Annotated in this window: 19 protein-coding genes; 8 read left to right on the top strand and 11 right to left on the bottom strand. The window is 48.8% G+C overall.

From position 1 onward, the window contains the following. Nucleotides 1–25 precede the first annotated feature (25 nt). The 3 genes from pflB to ACY2RR_RS22785 all read right to left on the bottom strand — a co-directional run bounded on the left by pflB (nt 26) and on the right by ACY2RR_RS22785 (nt 5,329). Nucleotides 26–2,299, bottom strand: a complete 2,274-nt coding sequence (gene pflB / locus ACY2RR_RS22775; RefSeq protein ID WP_490110495.1) for a formate C-acetyltransferase — start codon at nt 2,297–2,299, stop codon at nt 26–28. A gap of 122 nt (nt 2,300–2,421) precedes the next feature. Further along, nucleotides 2,422–4,581, bottom strand: coding sequence for a phosphate acetyltransferase (gene pta / locus ACY2RR_RS22780; protein ID WP_490110528.1), 2,160 nt, complete (start codon nt 4,579–4,581; stop codon nt 2,422–2,424). Nucleotides 4,582–4,624: 43 nt separating this feature from the next. Next, nucleotides 4,625–5,329 carry a helix-turn-helix transcriptional regulator gene (locus tag ACY2RR_RS22785; RefSeq protein WP_490110496.1) on the bottom strand — a complete coding sequence of 235 codons (705 nt, stop codon included), beginning with the start codon at nt 5,327–5,329 and terminating at the stop codon, nt 4,625–4,627. A gap of 447 nt (nt 5,330–5,776) precedes the next feature. Between ACY2RR_RS22785 and ACY2RR_RS22790 the strand changes: the two genes are divergently transcribed. The 5 genes from ACY2RR_RS22790 (at nt 5,777) to ACY2RR_RS22810 (ending at nt 10,980) form a co-directional block, all read left to right on the top strand. Beyond that, nucleotides 5,777–6,394 (top strand): YigZ family protein, encoded by a 618-nt coding sequence (locus ACY2RR_RS22790; RefSeq protein ID WP_490110497.1) that lies wholly within the window; start codon nt 5,777–5,779, stop codon nt 6,392–6,394. A gap of 235 nt (nt 6,395–6,629) precedes the next feature. Continuing rightward, the gene (locus ACY2RR_RS22795) at nt 6,630–7,499 is read left to right on the top strand and encodes a hypothetical protein (RefSeq protein WP_490110498.1); all 870 of its coding nucleotides are present in this window, start codon (nt 6,630–6,632) and stop codon (nt 7,497–7,499) included. Further along, on the top strand, nt 7,496–8,689 hold the full coding sequence (locus tag ACY2RR_RS22800) for a DUF4785 domain-containing protein (protein WP_490110499.1): 1,194 nt from the start codon (nt 7,496–7,498) through the stop codon (nt 8,687–8,689). The genes ACY2RR_RS22795 and ACY2RR_RS22800 overlap by 4 nt, the downstream gene beginning before the upstream one ends. Nucleotides 8,690–8,917: 228 nt before the next feature. Then, entirely contained in the window at nt 8,918–9,787 is an 870-nt protein-coding gene (locus ACY2RR_RS22805; protein WP_490110500.1) for a hypothetical protein, read from the top strand. Further along, a complete protein-coding gene (locus ACY2RR_RS22810) occupies nt 9,784–10,980 on the top strand; it encodes a DUF4785 domain-containing protein (protein ID WP_490110501.1) in 1,197 nt (398 codons plus the stop codon). The genes ACY2RR_RS22805 and ACY2RR_RS22810 overlap by 4 nt, the downstream gene beginning before the upstream one ends. 46 nt (nt 10,981–11,026) lie before the next feature. Here the strand turns inward: ACY2RR_RS22810 and ACY2RR_RS22815 are convergent, their stop codons facing one another. After that, nucleotides 11,027–11,194, bottom strand: a complete 168-nt coding sequence (locus ACY2RR_RS22815; protein WP_490110530.1) for a hypothetical protein — start codon at nt 11,192–11,194, stop codon at nt 11,027–11,029. On the opposite strand from ACY2RR_RS22815, the gene ACY2RR_RS22820 reads away from it, so the two are divergent. After that, nucleotides 11,136–11,336 (top strand): PAAR domain-containing protein, encoded by a 201-nt coding sequence (locus ACY2RR_RS22820; protein ID WP_490110529.1) that lies wholly within the window; start codon nt 11,136–11,138, stop codon nt 11,334–11,336. The two genes, ACY2RR_RS22815 and ACY2RR_RS22820, sit on opposite strands and share 59 nt — an antisense overlap. Here ACY2RR_RS22820 and ACY2RR_RS22825 read toward each other — a convergent pair. Further along, nucleotides 11,274–11,645: a hypothetical protein gene (locus tag ACY2RR_RS22825; protein ID WP_490110531.1), complete on the bottom strand. Its 372-nt coding sequence runs from the start codon at nt 11,643–11,645 to the stop codon at nt 11,274–11,276. The genes ACY2RR_RS22820 and ACY2RR_RS22825 overlap by 63 nt on opposite strands. Nucleotides 11,646–12,122: 477 nt before the next feature. On the opposite strand from ACY2RR_RS22825, the gene ACY2RR_RS22830 reads away from it, so the two are divergent. Continuing rightward, a complete protein-coding gene (locus ACY2RR_RS22830) occupies nt 12,123–12,821 on the top strand; it encodes a hypothetical protein (protein ID WP_490110502.1) in 699 nt (232 codons plus the stop codon). Nucleotides 12,822–12,833: 12 nt separating this feature from the next. Here the strand turns inward: ACY2RR_RS22830 and ACY2RR_RS22835 are convergent, their stop codons facing one another. The 6 genes from ACY2RR_RS22835 to ACY2RR_RS22860 all read right to left on the bottom strand — a co-directional run bounded on the left by ACY2RR_RS22835 (nt 12,834) and on the right by ACY2RR_RS22860 (nt 17,972). Further along, complete coding sequence (locus tag ACY2RR_RS22835) at nt 12,834–13,805, bottom strand: alpha/beta hydrolase (protein ID WP_490110503.1); 972 nt, start codon at nt 13,803–13,805, stop codon at nt 12,834–12,836. 80 nt (nt 13,806–13,885) lie between these two features. Further along, nucleotides 13,886–14,119 (bottom strand): YgdI/YgdR family lipoprotein, encoded by a 234-nt coding sequence (locus ACY2RR_RS22840; protein WP_490110504.1) that lies wholly within the window; start codon nt 14,117–14,119, stop codon nt 13,886–13,888. A gap of 127 nt (nt 14,120–14,246) precedes the next feature. Further along, nucleotides 14,247–15,323: a class II fructose-bisphosphate aldolase gene (fbaA, locus tag ACY2RR_RS22845; protein WP_490110505.1), complete on the bottom strand. Its 1,077-nt coding sequence runs from the start codon at nt 15,321–15,323 to the stop codon at nt 14,247–14,249. A 75-nt stretch (nt 15,324–15,398) separates the two neighbouring features. Further along, the gene (locus tag ACY2RR_RS22850) at nt 15,399–16,562 is read right to left on the bottom strand and encodes a phosphoglycerate kinase (RefSeq protein ID WP_490110506.1); all 1,164 of its coding nucleotides are present in this window, start codon (nt 16,560–16,562) and stop codon (nt 15,399–15,401) included. A 272-nt stretch (nt 16,563–16,834) separates the two neighbouring features. Continuing rightward, complete coding sequence (locus ACY2RR_RS22855) at nt 16,835–17,332, bottom strand: ATP-dependent zinc protease family protein (protein ID WP_490110507.1); 498 nt, start codon at nt 17,330–17,332, stop codon at nt 16,835–16,837. Nucleotides 17,333–17,381: 49 nt separating this feature from the next. Continuing rightward, nucleotides 17,382–17,972 (bottom strand): hypothetical protein, encoded by a 591-nt coding sequence (locus ACY2RR_RS22860; RefSeq protein ID WP_490110508.1) that lies wholly within the window; start codon nt 17,970–17,972, stop codon nt 17,382–17,384. A 209-nt stretch (nt 17,973–18,181) separates the two neighbouring features. Between ACY2RR_RS22860 and ACY2RR_RS22865 the strand changes: the two genes are divergently transcribed. Then, a complete protein-coding gene (locus ACY2RR_RS22865; protein ID WP_490110509.1) occupies nt 18,182–19,027 on the top strand; it encodes an AraC family transcriptional regulator in 846 nt (281 codons plus the stop codon). Nucleotides 19,028–19,262 lie beyond the last annotated feature (235 nt).

Below are 19,262 nucleotides of genomic sequence, written 5' to 3' on the forward strand. Positions count from 1 at the left end.
TTTCCTTTAGGACAGAGCCTATACCTTACATAGTTTCAGTAAAGGTACGGGTAATAACGTCCATCTGCTGTTCGCGAGTCAGAGAGTTGAAACGCACAGCGTAACCGGATACACGGATAGTCAGAGAAGGATACTTGGAAGGGTTTTCCATTGCGTCCTGCAGCATTTCCTTGTTCATAACGTTCACGTTCAGGTGCTGACCACCTTCACGCTCTGCTTCGTTGTGGAAGTAACCGTCCATCAGGCCAGCCAGGTTCTTCTGACGGCTGTTGTCGTCCTTACCCAGCGCCTTAGGCACGATGGAGAAGGTGTAGGAGATACCGTCCTTCGCGTACTCAAATGGCAGCTTGGCAACGGAGCTCAGGGATGCAACAGCACCGCTGGTATCACGACCGTGCATTGGGTTAGCACCAGGACCGAAAGGCTGACCAGCACGACGGCCGTCTGGAGTGTTACCAGTCTTCTTACCGTATACCACATTGGAAGTGATAGTCAGGATAGACTGAGTAGGCAGTGCGCCACGGTAAGTCTTGTGAGACGCAACCTTCTTCATGAAGCGCTCAACCAGGTCACAGGCGATGCTGTCAACGCGGTCGTCGTTGTTACCGTACTTTGGATATTCACCGTTGATTTCAAAGTCAACAGCGATGCCGTTCTCATCACGTACTGGCTTAACTTCGGCGAACTTGATAGCAGCCAGGGAGTCAGCAGCGATAGACAGACCAGCGATACCACAAGCCATGGTACGGAATACATCACGGTCATGCAGAGCCATCAGCGCAGCTTCGTAGCTGTACTTGTCGTGCATGTAGTGGATGCAGTTCAGAGCAGCAACGTACTGAGCAGCCAGCCAGTCCATTACGTTGTCGAACTTATCCATAACTTCGTCGTAACCCAGAACGTCAGCAGTAATTGCGTCAGCCTTAGGAGAGATCTGAGTCTTCAGCTTCTCATCAACACCGCCATTGATGGCGTACAGCAGAGCTTTACCCAGGTTGGCGCGAGCGCCAAAGAACTGCATCTGCTTACCAACAACCATTGGAGATACGCAGCATGCAATAGCGTAGTCATCGCTGTCCATGTCTGGACGCATCAGGTCGTCGTTTTCGTACTGGATGGAGCTGGTGTCGATGGAAACCTTGGCACAGTATTCCTTGAAGCCCTGAGGCAGCTGTTCAGACCACAGAACAGTGATGTTTGGCTCAGGAGATGGGCCCATAGTGTACAGGGTGTTCAGGAAACGGAAGCTGGTCTTGGAAACCAGAGTACGACCGTCCATGCCCATACCAGCAACAGATTCAGTGGCCCAGATTGGGTCGCCGGAGAACAGCTCATCGTACTCAGGAGTACGGAGGAAACGCACCATACGCAGCTTCATTACGAAGTGGTCGATGTATTCCTGAGCGTCAGCTTCAGTGATGGTGCCGTTTTCCAGATCACGCTGGATGTATACGTCCAGGAAGGTAGAAACACGACCCAGAGACATAGCAGCACCGTTCTGGCTCTTAACCGCAGCCAGGTAGCCGAAGTAAGTCCACTGAACAGCTTCTTTCGAGTTGGTAGCGGGACCGGAGATATCGAAACCGTACTTGGCAGCCATGGTCTTCATGTCGCCCAGAGCACGGTACTGGTCGAAGATCTCTTCGCGCAGCTTGATGGTGTCTTCAAGGTTTTCACCGGAAGTCAGCTTCTCTTCCAGAGACGCGTGCTGAGCAGCCTTGTCCTTCATCAGGAAGTCGATACCATACAGAGCAACACGACGGTAGTCACCGATGATACGACCACGACCGTATGCGTCTGGCAGACCAGTCAGAACGCCGGACTTACGGGCAGCACGGATGCCAGCGGTGTAAACGTCGAATACACCCTGGTTGTGAGTCTTGCGATACTCGGAGAAAATCTTGTTGGTATCTGCGTCCAGTTCACGGCCGTAAGCTTTGCAGGAACCCTCAACCATACGGATACCACCGTTTGGCATGATGGCACGCTTCAGCGGCTTCTCAGTCTGCAGACCAACAACAGTTTCCAGATCCTTGTCGATATAACCAGCATCGTGACTGATGATGGTAGAAGGCATCTTGGTGTCGAAGTCTACCGGCGCGTGAGTGCGGTTTTCTTCCTTGATACCTTCCAGCACGTCAGCCCACAGCTTGTCGGTAGCATCGGTAGCGCCAGCCAGGAAGCTGTCGTCACCTTCGTATGGGGTGTAGTTCTTCTGGACGAAGTCACGAACGTTAACGGAATTATTCCACTCGCCGCCAACGAAGCCTTCCCAGCCACGGATGTTTTCAGTAGTCATTGTATTTGCCCTCGATCGCCGTCATAGCAGCGTCATAAGTCAGGGAACGAGTCACCAAAACGCCAGTGCCGTGAAGCATCCTCCCGCTTCCGACACCGGTCATCCCGGTAACTGAAAATGTTTTATGCGCTCTTCGCGTCTTCTTCAGCCTTGGCCTGGATCGCAGTCAGGGCAATGGTATAGACAATGTCGTCTACCAGAGCGCCACGGGACAGGTCGTTAACAGGCTTGTTCAGGCCCTGCAGCATAGGACCAACGCTCACTACGTTGGCGCTGCGCTGTACAGCCTTGTAAGTGGTGTTACCGGTGTTCAGGTCAGGGAAGACGAACACGGTCGCACGACCGGCAACGGTGCTGTCTGGAGCCTTGCTGCTGGCAACAGATTCAACAGATGCTGCGTCGTACTGCAGAGGACCATCGATTTCCAGATCTGGACGACGTTCCTGAGCGATGCGGGTTGCTTCACGAACCTTCTCAACATCAGCACCCATACCGGAAGCACCAGTGGAGTAGCTGATCATGGCAACGCGAGGCTCAACGCCAAATGCTGCTGCAGAGTCAGCACTCTGGATAGCGATATCAGCCAGCTGCTCAGCAGTTGGATCAGGGTTAACGGCACAGTCGCCGTACACCAGAACCTGTTCAGGCATCAGCATAAAGAAGATGGAAGAAACGTTGCTGGCCTCCGGCTTGGTCTTGATAAGCTGGAACGCAGGGCGGATGGTGTTAGCAGTGGTGTGAACAGCGCCGGATACCAGACCGTCTACATCGTCTTCTGCCAGCATCATGGTGCCGAGAACAACTGTATCTTCCAGTTGGGCTTCAGCCATAGGGGCTGTCAGGCCCTTGCTCTTTCGCAGCTCAACCATAGGATCGATGTACTGGCCACGTACTGCGTCCATGTCCATGATCTCCAGGCCCTCAGGCAGTTCAATACCATGTGTGTCTGCAATGCTGCGAATAGTATCTGGATTACCCAACAGTACACAGTTTGCAATGCCACGCTCCTGACAGATAGCAGCAGCTTTAATAGTACGAGGCTCGTCGCCTTCTGGCAGGACAATACGCTTGTTAGCAGCCTGAGCCTGACGCATCAGCTGGTAGCGGAACGCGGGGGGAGACAGCCGCTTTTCGCTGGTGGTGGCGATCAGGCTTTGCAGAGCATCAACATTAATGTGGTCAGAAACTGCCTCCATCACCTGCTCAACACGCTCCAGGTCATCGGAACGTACAGCCGAGCTCATGCGATCCAGGCGGGTTGCCGTTTTGTAGGAGCCATCTTCCACCATAATGACTGGCAGGCCAGATTCACCCAGAGACTTCTCTACCAAAGCCTGAATACCTTCTGCAGGCTTAACACCACCGGTAATAAGCAGACCAGCCAGAGGAACGCCATTCTGCGCAGCCATACAGGAAGCCAGAATCACATCGTCACGGTCACCGGAAACAACAACAAGAGCACCAGGCTTGAGCAGGTGGCTCATGTTGGCAGCGGTACGTGCACAAAGCACGCAGCTGGTTACACGACGCTTCGCAAGTTCACCAGCGAACAGAATTTCAGCATTTAGATCATTCGCAACATCTTTGGTACGAACAGCCGACAGTTCGCTGCGCCATGGGATGTAACCCAGAGGAAGAGCAGCTACTTTCTCCAGCCCTGGCAGGGCATTACAGGTATTTTCACCACCCAGCTCGTCGAAAGCCTCAGTGCTCAGTTTGTTCAGAACGTAGCCAAGAATGTTCTTGCCGTTCAGGCCACCATAGTTGTCTGCAGCAATGTTCAGCTGATCAACGGTATCACTCAGGCTTTCACCTTGTTCAGCCTGACCTACCAGAATAACTTTGGCGTTCAGGTTTTTAGAAATTTCAGCATTCAGGCGGCTCATGTAAGGAGCATTGCGGGTAGGTACCATACCTTCAACAATGACAACATCAGCACCATTGCAAACACGGTCAAAGCTGCTGACGATCTCTTCCATCATGATATCGCGCTTGTTGGCACCCAGAAGGTCTTCAGCACGGCTGAAAGGGATAGGGTCTGCTGGCTGCTGAGAAATTGTGCGGGCCATTTCCACAGAGTGCTCAGGACCGGCAATTTCGGTCTGGGCGATAGGCTTGAAGAAACGTACACGACAACCCAGCTTGTCGAGGGCGCGAACGAGTCCAAGGGAGACAGAAGTCAGACCAACACCATAATGTGTTGGCGCAACGTAAAAGGTATGCATGATCTCTCGGGTATCCGGTATATAACCCACTAACTCAGGCTCAGACAGGATCACCATCTGAGCCACCTGAATTCCGGGGAGGCTGGCTGTTAAGTAAAGCTCAGCCTTCTCCGAGCTTGCGCTGGCGTATGTAAAGATAAACCGTGTGTCGGGAGACACCCAGTTTCCTTGCCACCATTGGCACACTTTCTTTGATGTCGAAAATGCCTTTATCAAATAAAGACATAATGATGTGCTTGTTTTTCACTTTGTTAGACAGCTGCTGATTGCTGTTAACTTCAGCGATTGTGCGATCAACTGTACTTTCCACCAGATCATCAACACTGGAGGGGAAGTTTCCGGCAACAGGGGGGTTGTTCATTCCCTGAAGGACGAATGCCTGCAGGAAGTCACTGGCCGGAACACTCATATTGATGTTAATGCACAACATGCCCACTGGCTGGCTGCTGCTGTTACGAATCACCATACTGGTGGATTTGAACAGCTGGCCATCCTGGGTTTTTTTGCAGGCGTGGCGAATATCACTGCCTTCCTGCAAAGCAATTTCGTGAAGCTGCTTCAGAGCTTCTTCGGTAATTGGGCTATCAACGTCTCGACCAGTTGCTATGCCGTTAGCAATTTTCACAACGGAACGAGCAGGGTCTTCCAGTGAGTGCAGGGCTACTTCACAGAAAGAACCAAAAACACTGGCGATGCCGTCTACCACTGTTTCCATGGATCGGATAATTTTACGATCGTCATCGCTAAAGGCGCGACGCCACAAGGAAACATCTTCGGGAACGGCTGCTACTGCATCTTCAATCATCGGTTAAGCCTTAAACCCTGAACAACAGGAATATCGGGTTTCTATATGACTCTATTCCGCATAATTTTTCGTTGAAGAACAATGCAAACAGTGCGAATGAGCCAAGCGAGGACAGTTCTCAATTTGCGCTCAACTATAGTTGAAAGAGTTGAAATTGGGATTGTTGCAAGTCAATAGACTTTTAATTTTTTACTTCGAGTTGAACATGGAAAGCTGTACTTTTTACTTATTGTCACTACCTACCTTTCAACTCACCAGAGGAAAATACCTGCTTACTTTTTGATCACACATCTGTAAACAGGAACAGACAAGTTTAAACCCCGGTAATCTGGTGGGTGTAAACATGCTGCTCTAACAAGCCAAGTCTAAGACAATACTCCAGTTATCATTTACAGTTGCGCTATTACTGCTGACTCTATTGCAAACCTCAAATTCACCAAGCCATCAATGACACCAGACTCCTACCTGATCCCAGCCAAACTGGCTGAAACAGAAGAAATCATTAAGAAAAGCCGCTTTATTACCTACATTGCTCACACCAGTGGACGGAAAAAAGCGCAGGAGTTTATTCAGTCGATTCGACAGCAGCATCCAGATGCCAGACACCACTGTTGGGCTTTCGTTGCGGGCCCACCAAATGATGCTCAGCAGTGGGGATTCAGCGACGATGGTGAGCCATCAGGTACTGCTGGAAAACCCATACTGGCCCGGCTTTGCGGTTCCGAGATTGGGGAAATATGCGCCATTGTCGTACGTTATTCCGGTGGTATAAAGCTGGGAACGGGAGGGTTGGTACGCGCATACGGCGGTGGTGTTGGCTCGACTCTCGATGAGCTTAAAACAACTATAAAAATCCCGCAGTCTGAGCTCGTCTTAGAGTGCAGTTATGAACAGTTGAATGGCGTAAATCATATTCTTAAACGACACAATGGTGCTGTTGTGAGTACAGAATACGGAGCCAGCCTGACTCTTGTCCTCTCACTTCCAAAAAGTGATCTGAAAGAATTCACTGGTGACCTCACCAGTCACTTTAAAGGTGCGTTGCATCTTTCTGCCACTGAATAACCGACCTAAACATCGAACTTTCCCCGTAAGCCAGTCGTTTATCTTGAGCTCATTATTGGCCTCATCTTTTATACCGACTGGCAAATCTGCTCATTTTTTAAACAGAACTACAACTATTTCACACTTTTCAGGTTGTAAAACAACCAAAACTTGCAGTTTGTGTAGCATCCTCCGTCACATCGGCCAAATAGACCGATGAAAATAAACACAAAAAAGACACACAAGAATAATTACAATGAAAAAGCTACTTCCTGCACTGGCGTGTTCGCTGACTCTCGCCTCTATGGCGGCTCAAGCCAACACTGGTATTGCTTTTGTTCACGGCACGGGCAAAAACACTGACGCCTTCAATGATTACTGGACAGGCGAGTTTGTTAACTCTGTTAAGCAAGCTCTTCCTGACGGTAACAATTTCACGGTTACCAACTGCGACTTTGGCCAATTCATGTGGCACGAAGACGCAGCTGGATGTCTGGCGGGTCAGCTGACCAGTTTTATCCAGCAGAAAAATATCACCGACCTTATCGTTATCACGCACTCAAATGGCGGTAATGTGATGCGCTGGATCGAGTCTAACCCAACGATGGATGCTCGTTACCCTGGGATTATTAACTCTCTGAGTCAGGTAATTGCACTGGCACCTTCCAGTCTGGGAACGCCCCTTGCAGATGCCGTTCATCAGGGCAATAACTTTGAGCAGATTCTTGGCGAGTTTCTTGGTTATGGCTCTGATGCTGTTAAACAGCAACAGGTTGGTTGGATGGCTAACTACAATGCACAGAACCTCTATGGAACAGCTGGCAGACCTTCACTACCCAAGCCTTTTAAAAATGTAGTGGGCTCAGATGTTGATTCAGCAGTCTGGGATTCTGACAGTTACTGCGGCGGCTATCAGTATCAACTGGCTCTTGAAACAACCCAGAACTGGCTAGACAGCTGTTCAGATGGGTTCCTGAACTGCTCCTCTCAGGCTGGGGCCGGCAGTGTACTGTTCTACGACAAAACCCGGACTAGAGGCAACGAGCCTCTGAGCCATCATCAAAGCCGCCGAAAATGTTTCAATCTGGACACTGTTTTACGCAGCGAGATTCAGGCCAGCCTATGAAAACCTGCTCTGCACAAACTGTAAAGGCAGTTCTATGTGCAGCAAGCCTGACAGGGGTGGCATTAGCCACCTCTGTTTCTGCTGCAGATATTGCCCAGCCACCCTCGCCCATCATTACAACTGAAACTGCCACAATACATATGAGCTTTCCTGAGAGTGGACAGTTCTGGAGTGGTTCCAGCAAGGAACAATCTTTAGTCAAACTGAAGAGTGATGAATACTGGTTCCGTATTTCAGGAGAGGATCTCAGTCGAGGTGTGAATCTTGATATCAGCCATCCTGGTGCATTAGTACGAATCACTGCTCTGAAAAATGACAGAGGGCGCTCGGTTCCAATCAACCCTGAAGAGCTGGAAGTTTATCGTGGGGAACAACATCAGAAAAAAGCCATTGTCAGCATCGTAACGGAAGAGCAGCTTTCTGCCAGTACGATATTTCAGGGATCCGCAGCTTTTCGCTTAAATGAAAAAACAGGAACCGGCCAGCTGCAACTGCAATCCACTCAGCGCCTTGTGGATGACGACCAATACATTATTAATGTAAAAGAGAAAGGCAGTAATCAGATCCTGCACATGTCATCCAGCCAGCTGACTCTTTTTGCTGGTGATACCCTGCGCTTTAATGCGCAGATCAAACAGGAAAATACCGCACTCGAAGATGTGGACTATCAGGCTTATCTCCTTAGCCCGAATGGGCAGACATACAACCTCACCCTTTTAGAAGGTGACCAGGGACAAATTCAAACCCTGCTGCCGGCAACAGTTGCTGCTACAACTCCAGGAGAACTTTACGAACTCTACCTGAACGCATCTTCCGGTAAGAATGAACAAAGAGTCAGGCGAACAACCAAACTTCCCTTTTCTATCGCATCACCAACGGCCAGATTAGAAAGTGTTATTCCTGTGATGAGTGGAGGCACTGCCGCAACTGTTCACCTGAGCGTTTCTTCTGAAGGGCGCTACGGACTTCGGGGAACAATATACGGTACAGATGCAGACGGGAAATTACGCTCTATTATGCGTAGCCATTCGGCTTACTGGCTGGATGCTGGCGGGCAAAGTATTGACCTTGCTTATGATGAAAACCTTCTTGAAAAAAGCAATTTGCAACCACCCTACAAACTTCGCGAACTTGTATTGATGGATCAAAGTAAGTTGGCTGTGCTGCATAAACAGCCAATTGCTGAATAATTTACCATTGAGTTCCTGATATGTTCAGGAGCTCAACAATTCTGATTTTCTTTGTTATCCAAGCAGATACATTTGTCTTCTCATCACAGATGCCAGAAAAAACGTTTTCAGTTTTTGTACTTTTGCTGGCAACTGCTAGTTTCAAAATTTGTAGTACTCGGCGCTGCTTAAGGGAATAAGCGGTTTGTTGCCAGGCGGCCAAATTAAAACAAGCCAAGATACTTACGAATGAAAAAACTACTCTCGATACTGGCAGGTGTTCTCACACTCGCTACATTCTCCGTGCATGCCAATACAGGCATTGCCTTTGTTCACGGAACCAGCAAACAAACCAATGCCTACGATGATTACTGGACAGGCGGTTTTATAAATTCAGTAAAACAGGGACTGCCCAATGCCAGCAATTTCACCGTTGTTAATTGCGACTTTGAGCAGTACATGTGGCATCCGGACGCTGCTGGTTGTCTTGCAGGGCAACTGACCAGCTTTATTCAGCAGAAGAACATTTCCAATTTGATTGTGTTAACACACTCCAATGGCGGCAATGTTATTCGCTGGATTCAGTCGAACCCCACTAGCGACTCCCGTTATCCGGGAATTATCAACGCTATCAGCCAGGTGATTGCACTTGCGCCTTCGAGCCTTGGTACACCTCTGGCTAACGCTGCAACTCAGGGCTCCATGTTTGAGCAGTTGATTGGATCTTTTCTCGGCTATGGAACAGACGCTGTAAAAATGCAGCAGACAGGCTGGATGGCCAACTACAACGCCCAGTATCTCTACGGAACGTCTGGCCGCCCAAGTCTGCCGAATACATTCCGCTCCGTTGTGGGTTCAGACGTAGAGTCAGCGATCTGGGATAGCGACAGTTACTGCGGTGGTTACGCCAGTCAGGTAGGGCTCGAATTTACCCAGAACTGGCTTGATAACTGTTCCGACGGTTTCCTGAACTGCTCCTCACAAGCGGGAGCTGGCAGTGTATGGTTCTACGACAAGAGCAGAACAAAAGGTAAAGAACCTCTCAGCCATCAGCAAAGCCGTCGTACCTGCTTCAACCTGGACAAAATTCTGCGCAACGAGATTCAGGCCAGCTTATGAAAATACTTACCGCACACTCAAAGCTAATGAGCTGGGTTCTGTGTGCAGTAAGTTTTACAGGGGTGGCTTTAGCCACCTCTGTTACTGCAACAGATATAGCTCAACCTCCGGCACCAGCTGTTACTAATGAAAAGAAAACCATTCATGTAAGTTTTCCGGGTAATGGCGAACTCTGGCAGGGAAGTTCGCAGAAACAACAGATCAATCTCAAAAGTGATGAGTATTGGTTTCGGGTTTCCGGAGAACAGCTTTCAAAAGGTGTTGAGCTGGATATCAGCCATCCAGGAGCATTGGTTCGGCTTACATCGCTGGTTAAAAACTCCAAACGTGCCATATCTATTAATCCCAAAGAGCTGGAAATCTATAAAGGCTTCGAGAAGCAGGAAAAAGCAATTGAAAGCCTTGTCACTGAAGAGCAATTATCCAGCACTAATATCTTTCAAGGCTCCTCAGCCTTTCGTTTTAATCCAAAAGCAGGAACTGGCCGATTTGAACTCAGATCATCTCAAAGGCTTGTTGGGGATGACTATTACGTTATCAATGTGAAGGAAAAAGGCAGTGACCAGATTCTTCACCTGTCAACCAAAGACCTGACTCTGTTTGCCGGAGAAACCTTTAACTTTGATGCGTTGATCAAAAAAGAAAAACAACCCATCATTGATGCCGAGTACCAAGCTTATCTTGTGAGTCCTTCCGGGCAGATTTACGATTTGAGCCTTCTGGAAAACAACCAGGGTCAGTGGCAAACACTGCTCCCTTCCAACATTCAATCTCTGACTCCCGGTGAACTGTACGAGCTATTTCTGAATGTGACTGCCGGTGAAGAAGATCAGTTGGTAAGGCGTTCTGCAAAATTGCCTTTCTCGCTTGCTTCGCAGACCGCCAAATTCGAAAACATCATCCCGGTTATGACTGCCGGTGTAGCAGCAACCATCAACCTGAATGTTTCCAAAGAAGGGCGCTACGGTTTAAGAGGTTCTATTTACGGCACCAATGCCGAAGGGAATCTGGTCTCCATTATGCGCAGTCATTCAGCTTACTGGCTTGAGGCTGGTGGGCAAAGTATCGACCTTGCCTATGACGAGAGCATACTTGAGAAAAGTAATCTGCAACCGCCCTACAAGCTGAAAGACCTTGTACTGATTGATCAGGGAAAACTGGCCGTACTACACAAGCAATCGCAAGTGGATTAACTGGCAGGTAGGCCTTCTGTGTACAACACTAAAGGCCTGCTTTTAATCAGAGATTCACCATGTTCCCCGCTGCCCGCATGACTGATATGCATGTTTGCCCCATGCAGACACCGGCCTTACCTCCCATTCCCCATGTTGGCGGCCCGATAATGCCAATGCCCAACACTGTTTTGATAGGCAATTTACCGGCAGCAACAGTAGGCCAGCCATGCATCTGTGTTGGCCCTCCCGACGTTATTCTGACAGGAAGTTTCACCGTTCTAATGTGCAATATGCCAGCCGCCCGAATGACGTCACCCACGGCTCATGGCGGCACGGTTGTGATGGGCTGGCCCACTGTTCTTGTCGGAGGCTGATACTGAGGTAACTACACTGAAAGGAGTCAGTGCCCGTTGTACCTGAAAGACATGGAGGTTGTTGTGGGCTTCTTTTCTAACATTGCACATGCCATCGGCATAAAAAATACGGGCTTTGGGCACAAGGTCCACGCCAATGCCGATCCGGTTTCTGGTCATAATCGAGGCAGAGATGTCCGGCCAGTTCCTGCACAACCTTACTTTCAGCAGCATGTTTCTATCAATCAGGGTGGTTTTTCCCAGCAGGTATCTGTTGATATCTACAGCCGTTCCACACGTTCCGCTCCACCACAAAGTTATTTCAATCAACCGCAGGCGGGATACCCTCAGCAGCAGTCGTATGTGAATCTTCCACCGAATACAACTTACTCAACACCAAGATTCACAGTCTCACATTATTCATCGCAACCTTATACACCTGCCCAGAACTATGCGCCTAGCCAGAGCTATGCCCCTGCGCAAAACTATGCTCCTAACTATGGTTATGCGCAAAACAATCTGGGCAGTTGGCCGGCATTCTCACAATTCCAAAACGCCCAGTGGACAGTGCTATCGCCAGGGCAGAGTTATCATTCCAATGGGTTAACAGTCACTAATCACAATCCTTATTACTCTCAACCGGCCAGAACGCCTGCGCCTCAACAACCAAGAACAAACGTCCAGAGCAGCCATACTCAGCAAAATCCTGCGCCGGTTACCCAAACCAATTCAAATAAACCAGTTGCTGCACCTTCAACTCCGCCGCTATTTGAACGGCCCACTGTTCCACCTCGCCCCGGAGCAAAAGTGCAAACAAGTGTACCGAGCAAACAAGACGAAAATGCTCCCATAACTCAAAAGCAGTTGAGTTCAGCTAAAGAGGCTCTTGGCATTCCTCCTGAGCAGGAGTTATCTAAGGAGGCTTTAAAAACAGCAGCAGATGCTGCGCTTGAAAAGCTTTCTTCTGATATGAAACAACTACAGGAAGAACAAAGTTTTCTTATTAGGGATATGGCTAAAACACCAAAAACAGATGAGTTACTGGAAGCAAAAGGTCTCCCTCCTGAATCCATTGCTCGTATGAAAGATGATCGTAAACTCAAGATGGCCAGCCTTATTCTTAAAGCGAGAGGAAATACAATTCGAGAATCTCAGCAATTATTAGCCTCCGCGCTAAAAAGCCCCAGTCGTGTAGAACCTTCTAAGCAAGATATAAATAATGCTTTGGAGTTGTTCAGTATTCCAAAAGATCAGCCACTGACCAAAGCTGTTTTGGATGATGCCTATGAAGATGCCATTGATGATTTATCTCACTTCATAAATGCAGTTCGTACTGGAGATAAGCAAGATTTAGGCGGTTTTCTAGAGCAGGCAGAGTTAACAACGGAAGCCAAACTTGACCGCATGTCCGAAAGCGATATGCGAGCCATGGCCAATCGCTACCTTGATAAAAGACACGATGCCATGGATAACGCCTTCCAGTTACTGAAAAGACTGGTGAAGTAAGCTCGAAGAGGTTTACAACTTGCTCAGCAACCAGCCCATATAGCGCTGACGAATCTCTTCGCTTTCATTCACCAGATGGTGCTGCCCTTCCGGGATATAAAACACATCCACTGACTTATAAAGGCGCTTGTAAACCGGCATGTTATGTCGCCAATCCACAGTTCCGTCCTTCTGCCCCTGAATGATCAAGGCATCAAAGCCACAAGGCTTGACAATAGATTCAATCTTTTTAATCCACCGGCTCATAGCTCCAACCCAGCCCACGGGAAGAATCCGTGACTGCAAAGGCTCGTTAGCAAGAAACTCCAGAAACTCGCGATCGTTGGAATTATTTGAGCGGGATCTTGGAACACTGCTCATAAACCGCCGAACCAGCTGATATTGGATTCGCCCCCAGCGCCACAAAACAGGTCGCACCAATGGTGCAAACAAAATCACCTTATCGATGGGATATTCATCTCTGGAACAGCGCTCGCCTGCCAGAAACTCTGAAACTATCGCGCCCCCCATACTCTGACCACTGAGATGAAACGGCTTGGGAAGGTCAGCATTTTTACACCAGTCGAGACACATTCTGAGAACGCGGGTGTAAGAACTGAAAGAATCAATATTGGCACGATCACCACAGGACAAACCGTGACCTATCTGATCGTATGTAAAAACGGAAAAACCCTGCCCCAGATAAAAGCGAATGATGTGACCGTAAAGACCAACATGGTCAAAGTAACCATGAAGAAGAACAACAGTTCCTTTATCACTCTTATCAGAGCCCTGTCTCCAAAGGTGGCAGGAAATTTTCAGTTCACCGGACTGAAGAAAACCACCGCTGTAGGAAATCTCCTCCGAGATATCAGAGAACTCTAATCCGTAAGCCTGCAAATAATACGCCCGACCATCTTCAAACTCCTTTGGAAAAGGAGAAAGCGGCTGCATATTTTTACGCAGCAGTTCCAGTTTTTCACCGTCAGGAATGGCTCGTGGCACAGGTCAGTTTCCAGAAGTTTCAAAGGCTTCCGAAAGTATACTTTTGTTCTGTGTTGTACCGCACCCTGTCAGGCCATGTTTTATTTACTGTGGATGCTTTCAATCAAATCCCGATTCAGCTCCATCTCTCTGCCATCAGGAGTTTTGAACTCATAGAAACCGGTGTCGTCATCGTAATCAGGCTGACCTGTGGAGATAAACTCCCGGCCATCTTTCAGCTTAATCACATGAGGCGTTGAGCAGGCGGTGAGAAACACAGAAGCCAGAATCATCCCGGCGGGAACACATTTCACAAAACTGTCGAAACCAGACACTGCCAACTCCAGTAACAGGAAACCAGAGCTGCAAATATAGAAGAGAATAAAGAGAAGGGCGGGGATTCAGCAGCAGCGCTTAGTAAAACCAAACGCTGCAACCGAAAAGAGCTTAAACAGTCCGTCGTTACAGAACGTCGATGCTGTTCAGGTCACGGTGAGCCTGTTCCAGACGAGCCGCCATGGAAGTCTGGCCCTTACGCAGCCACGCGCGTGGGTCGTAGAACTTCTTGTTAGGCTTGTCGTCACCTTCAGGGTTACCCAGCTGGCCCTGCAGGTACGCTTCATTTTCTTTGTAGTAGTTCAGAACACCTTCCCAGGTTGCCCACTGGGTATCGGTATCGATGTTCATCTTAACTACACCGTAGGAAACTGCTTCTTTGATCTCTTCCTCAGTGGAACCGGAGCCACCGTGGAATACAAAGTTCAGAGTTTTAGCAGGCAGGCCAAACTTCTCAGAGCAGTACTTCTGGGAGTTATCCAGAATCTTTGGAGTCAGCTGAACGTTGCCAGGCTTGTAAACACCGTGCACGTTACCGAAGGAAGCTGCAATGGTGAAACGATGGCTGATTGGGCTCAGCTTCTCGTAAGCGTAAGCCACATCTTCTGGCTGGGTGTAGAGCATGGAGCTGTCCATACCAGTGTTATCTACGCCATCTTCTTCACCACCGGTGCAACCCAGTTCAATTTCCAGAGTCATTTGCAGCTTGGCCATGCGCTCCATGTACTCGGCGCAGGTACCAACGTTTTCTTCCAGGGACTCTTCAGACAGGTCGATCATGTGAGAGGAGAACAGAGGCTTGCCGTTCTGCTCGTAGAACTCTTCACCGGCAGCCAGCAGCGCATCAATCCATGGCAGCAGCTTACGAGCAGCATGGTCGGTGTGCAGAATTACGGGAACGCCATAAGCTTCAGCAACAGCGTGAACGTACTTGGCACCAGCAATAGCACCCAAAGCACCCTTAGGGCCTTCTTCTTTCAGGCCTTTGCCGGAGAAGTAAGTTGCGCCACCGTTGGAGAACTGCACGATGACCGGAGACTTGGCAGTAGCCGCAGCTTCCAGTACAGCGTTTACAGAGTCAGTACCAACAACGTTCACCGCAGGCAGTGCGAATTGGCCAGCCTTGGCAGCTTCGAAAACTTTCTGTACATCGTCACCAAAAAGCACACCCGGCTTTACCAGGTCGAGGATCTTCTGAGACATATGTCTTTTCCTGTTAACAAATTCAAGCAATACACAAAAAAGGGCAGGGCGTTTGTAACGGCCTGCCCTTAGAAATTATCCTGCGCGCTGTTCCAGCATGGCTACAGCAGGCAGTTTCTTGCCTTCAACATACTCAAGGAAGGCGCCGCCACCGGTGGAAATGTAGGACACTTGTTCCTTAATGCCATATTTATCCACAGCAGCCAGGGTGTCACCACCACCAGCAATGGAGAAGGCTGGAGATTCGGCAATAGCCAGAGACAGTGCCTTGGTACCTTCACCAAACTGATCAAATTCGAATACGCCAACCGGGCCATTCCACACGATCGTGCGGGCATCTTTCAGGATATTGGCAAAAAGTTCGGCAGTTTTGGGGCCAACGTCGAAAATCATTTCGTCGTCCTGAACGTCTTCAGCCATCTTCACAACGGCTGGCTCGTTCTCATCAAAGTTCTTACCTACAACCACGTCGATAGGCAGGGGGATATCGCACTTCTCCATCAGAGCCTTAGCCTGAGGAATCAGATCTTTTTCATACAGAGACTTACCCACAGGCTTGCCAGCGGCCGCCAGGAAGGTATTGGCGATACCACCACCAACAATCAGCTGGTCACACACTTCGGAGAGAGACTCCAGAACAGTCAGCTTGGTGGAAACCTTGGAACCACCAACAATAGCGGTCATTGGCTTGGCTGGAGCGTCCAGTGCCTTGGCCAGAGCATCCAGTTCGCCCTGCAGCAGAGGGCCGGCACAGGCAACATCTGCAAACTTGCCAACACCGTGAGTAGAAGCCTGGGCACGGTGAGCAGTACCGAAGGCATCCATCACGTAAACATCACACAGAGCAGCCATCTTCTTGGACAGCTCTTCGTTATCCTTCTTCTCACCGGCGTTAAAGCGCACGTTTTCAAGGATAACCAGCTCGCCAGCGGCCACTTCAAAGTTACCATCGAGCCAGTCTTTAATCAGGCGAACTTCTTTACCCAGCAGCTTACCAATGTAATCAGCAACCGGTTTGAGGGAGAACGCTTCATCATATTCACCCTCGGTAGGGCGACCCAGATGGGAAGTTGCCATCACTTTGGCACCAGCTTCCAGAGCCAGCTTAATGGTGGGCAGGGAAGCAAGAATACGTGCATCACTGGTCACCTGACCATTTTTCACCGGAACATTCAGGTCTTCCCGAATAAGCACTCGCTTCCCGGACAGATCGAGATCGGTCATCTTCAGCACAGACATGATGAAAATCCTTCTAATTTAACTTCAGGTAATAACCGGGGGCTTCGGATATAAACCCGGCAGGTGCCAGACATTCGTGGTGGGTAGGTATTATTGGTATTCATTGTGAGTAACCGAGCTTCCTGCAAGAAGACACTGAATCTCATAACCCGATCCTGTCGGCGCAACAGTGATGTGATGAAACGCTCCGAAAACAAGCTGCGTACATTAACACAGCACAACCGGTTTCGTCAGTCACAGAGCGTGATTTTACGTGCCAACATCCACGAAAATCAGGGTTTAAACTCAGGCAATTCCACATCAACAAGATAATTACCAGCCAACCAGTTCCTGCCAAGTAGCAAAGGATAGGTCATCTTTTCCCTTTCACTGAGATTGGCTTCAACCACCTTCCGACTCTCACCGTAAGTAACAGTCAACTCAACCACATACCGGCGCTCACTGCCATTACTGGAACGAATCTTAACGGTGTCTACGATTCTGGCCCGCCCGGTTACCTGCTGCCCCTTTTCATTAGCCGTTTTAAAACGCACGGTTTTACCAAGGTTGTCTTTCATCTCTTTAGCCGGGTTATCGATCTGGAGGTCCCAAGCATGTAATGAAACAGAAGTAGCACCGGTATCAGTTCGGGCAAGGTACAAAAGATTCGCTTCTTCTATACGAACATAAACTGTTGGCCCAACAACTATTTTCGTACCGCAGGTTTCAGGTGAAGAGGCTGTTGCCAACATGGGAATTATCAAAGACAAAAGAAAAGCGGAAAACTTCATACATTTCCAGAAGGGAAAGAGGGTGGAGGGGTAACTTTAGACGGTAAAGTTAATCCAGAAAATAATCGCTGGCCCCCTGCAAAGGCCCCAGAGGATTACTCTCATCGTTGTACTCCAAAATGTTAGGGGTACCACTCCAGATTTTGAACACAACTTTATTATTTACCAATACGACGATGGCTCGAAACTCCCAACCGGATATTTCTGTTTGCTTCTGGAAGTTCATCAAATCTAGAGCGGTGTTGCCATAACGTTTTTTACGCTTCACTTTTGGCCAGGCTTCTATGCCATAACATTTTTCACGTGCATAAATGCATTGCTGCAGCCCGGGTGCCAGCTGTTCAACCTCAATAGAGGGGTTTGGCATAAAGTGGTTGATAACATCGAGATAGGTCAACCGTTTTACATTCGGCACTGAAAACGGATCAAACCCAAGTTCTTTGAGTTCCCGATAATCTGTTTTTCCTATAACAACTCTGTCGTACGATTTTTTAGCCTGACCGAAATTAGTCCAAGCCGTGAAACTGCGTTTGTGTCCACTGGGTAACGGAGAGGTGCTGCAGCCTGATAGAACAAGGCTGAGAAGGGCTGTTGCCAAAATAGCAGACAACCATGGTCGAATACGTCCCTGTATAAACATTGCCACTCCCCCTCTGCTTTCCTTAACGCAGTAATGGCAGCAAATGTCTTACACAAACAGCATCCACGATGACTATGCCACCTATATAGTTTAGTCGTTATTAATATAACTATTTGCGATAAAAACTTGAGTGACTGCGCAGGAATGGAAAAGCGATCACTCTACCTCTCCACATAATATTTCGTGGAAGGCAAATGCTGAGATAACTCATGGCAAGCAAACAATACTCTGAACGACTGCATTCTGTTCTCGCTTATATCGAGAAGAATCTGGATAACAGCATCAACATTACAGACTTAGCAGCTCTGGCCTGTTTTTCGGAGTATCACTTCCACAGAATATTTCGGGCTTATTCTGGCGAAAGCATTTATGCCTATCGCAAGCGCCTACTGCTGGAGCGCGCCGTTAAGCACCTGCGTTATGGCAGTAACAGTGTGACAGATATCGCTCTTGCTAGTGGTTACAACTCACCTTCAGCATTTAATAAGGCATTCAAAAACCAGTACGGCTGTACGCCCAGCGATGTACGTGAGCACCTTATAAACCTTTCTCCTATTCCACTCCCACCCTCAGTAGAGGTACCAGACATGGAAGTAAACATCGTTAAAATTGATGATATAGCTGTTGTCAGTGCCCGGGAAACCGGCCCTTACAACGAAGCCGCCAGTCGTGCATGGCAGAGAATCATGTCCTTTGCTTATGGAAATAGCCTTATGGATGCCAGCGTACGATCGCTAGGTATCTCACATGACAACCCTACAATCACAACGCCAGAACAACTGCGGTACGATGCCTGTCTCACCATTGATCCCAAAAGCCAGGATCTAGGTGATTTAAAAAGGGTGACTATCTCTGGCGGACAGTACGCCTGCTTCACTCATCGAGGGCCATATGAAGAGATGACTCAGTCCTTTACGGCCTTTTACCGGGAATGGCTACCTGAGAGTGGTAAGCAGCTTCGAGATTGCCCCTGTTTTATGGAACACAAAAACCGTGATCCACGACGAACCAAGCCTGAAAACCTGCGGACGGATATTTATATCCCAATCCAATAAGAAAAATATGCTTTGTAACGCCAGAATCACTAACGGGCGCGTTAGTGATTCAACATTGCTTTTTTTTCTTCACTCCCTTAGGGTTGCGTTAAACCGTTTTAGAAACGCAAACAAACAGGCGTTTCCACTAAAAGGAACACTCACAATGCTGAAGTTTACTGCTAACCATCACCACCATCATTCCAAGCGGTAGCCTTTGGCATTTCGCTGGAAGGCTGCTGCATAAACGGCGCCC

The organism is Parendozoicomonas sp. 2304DJ65-17 (assembly GCF_058148445.1).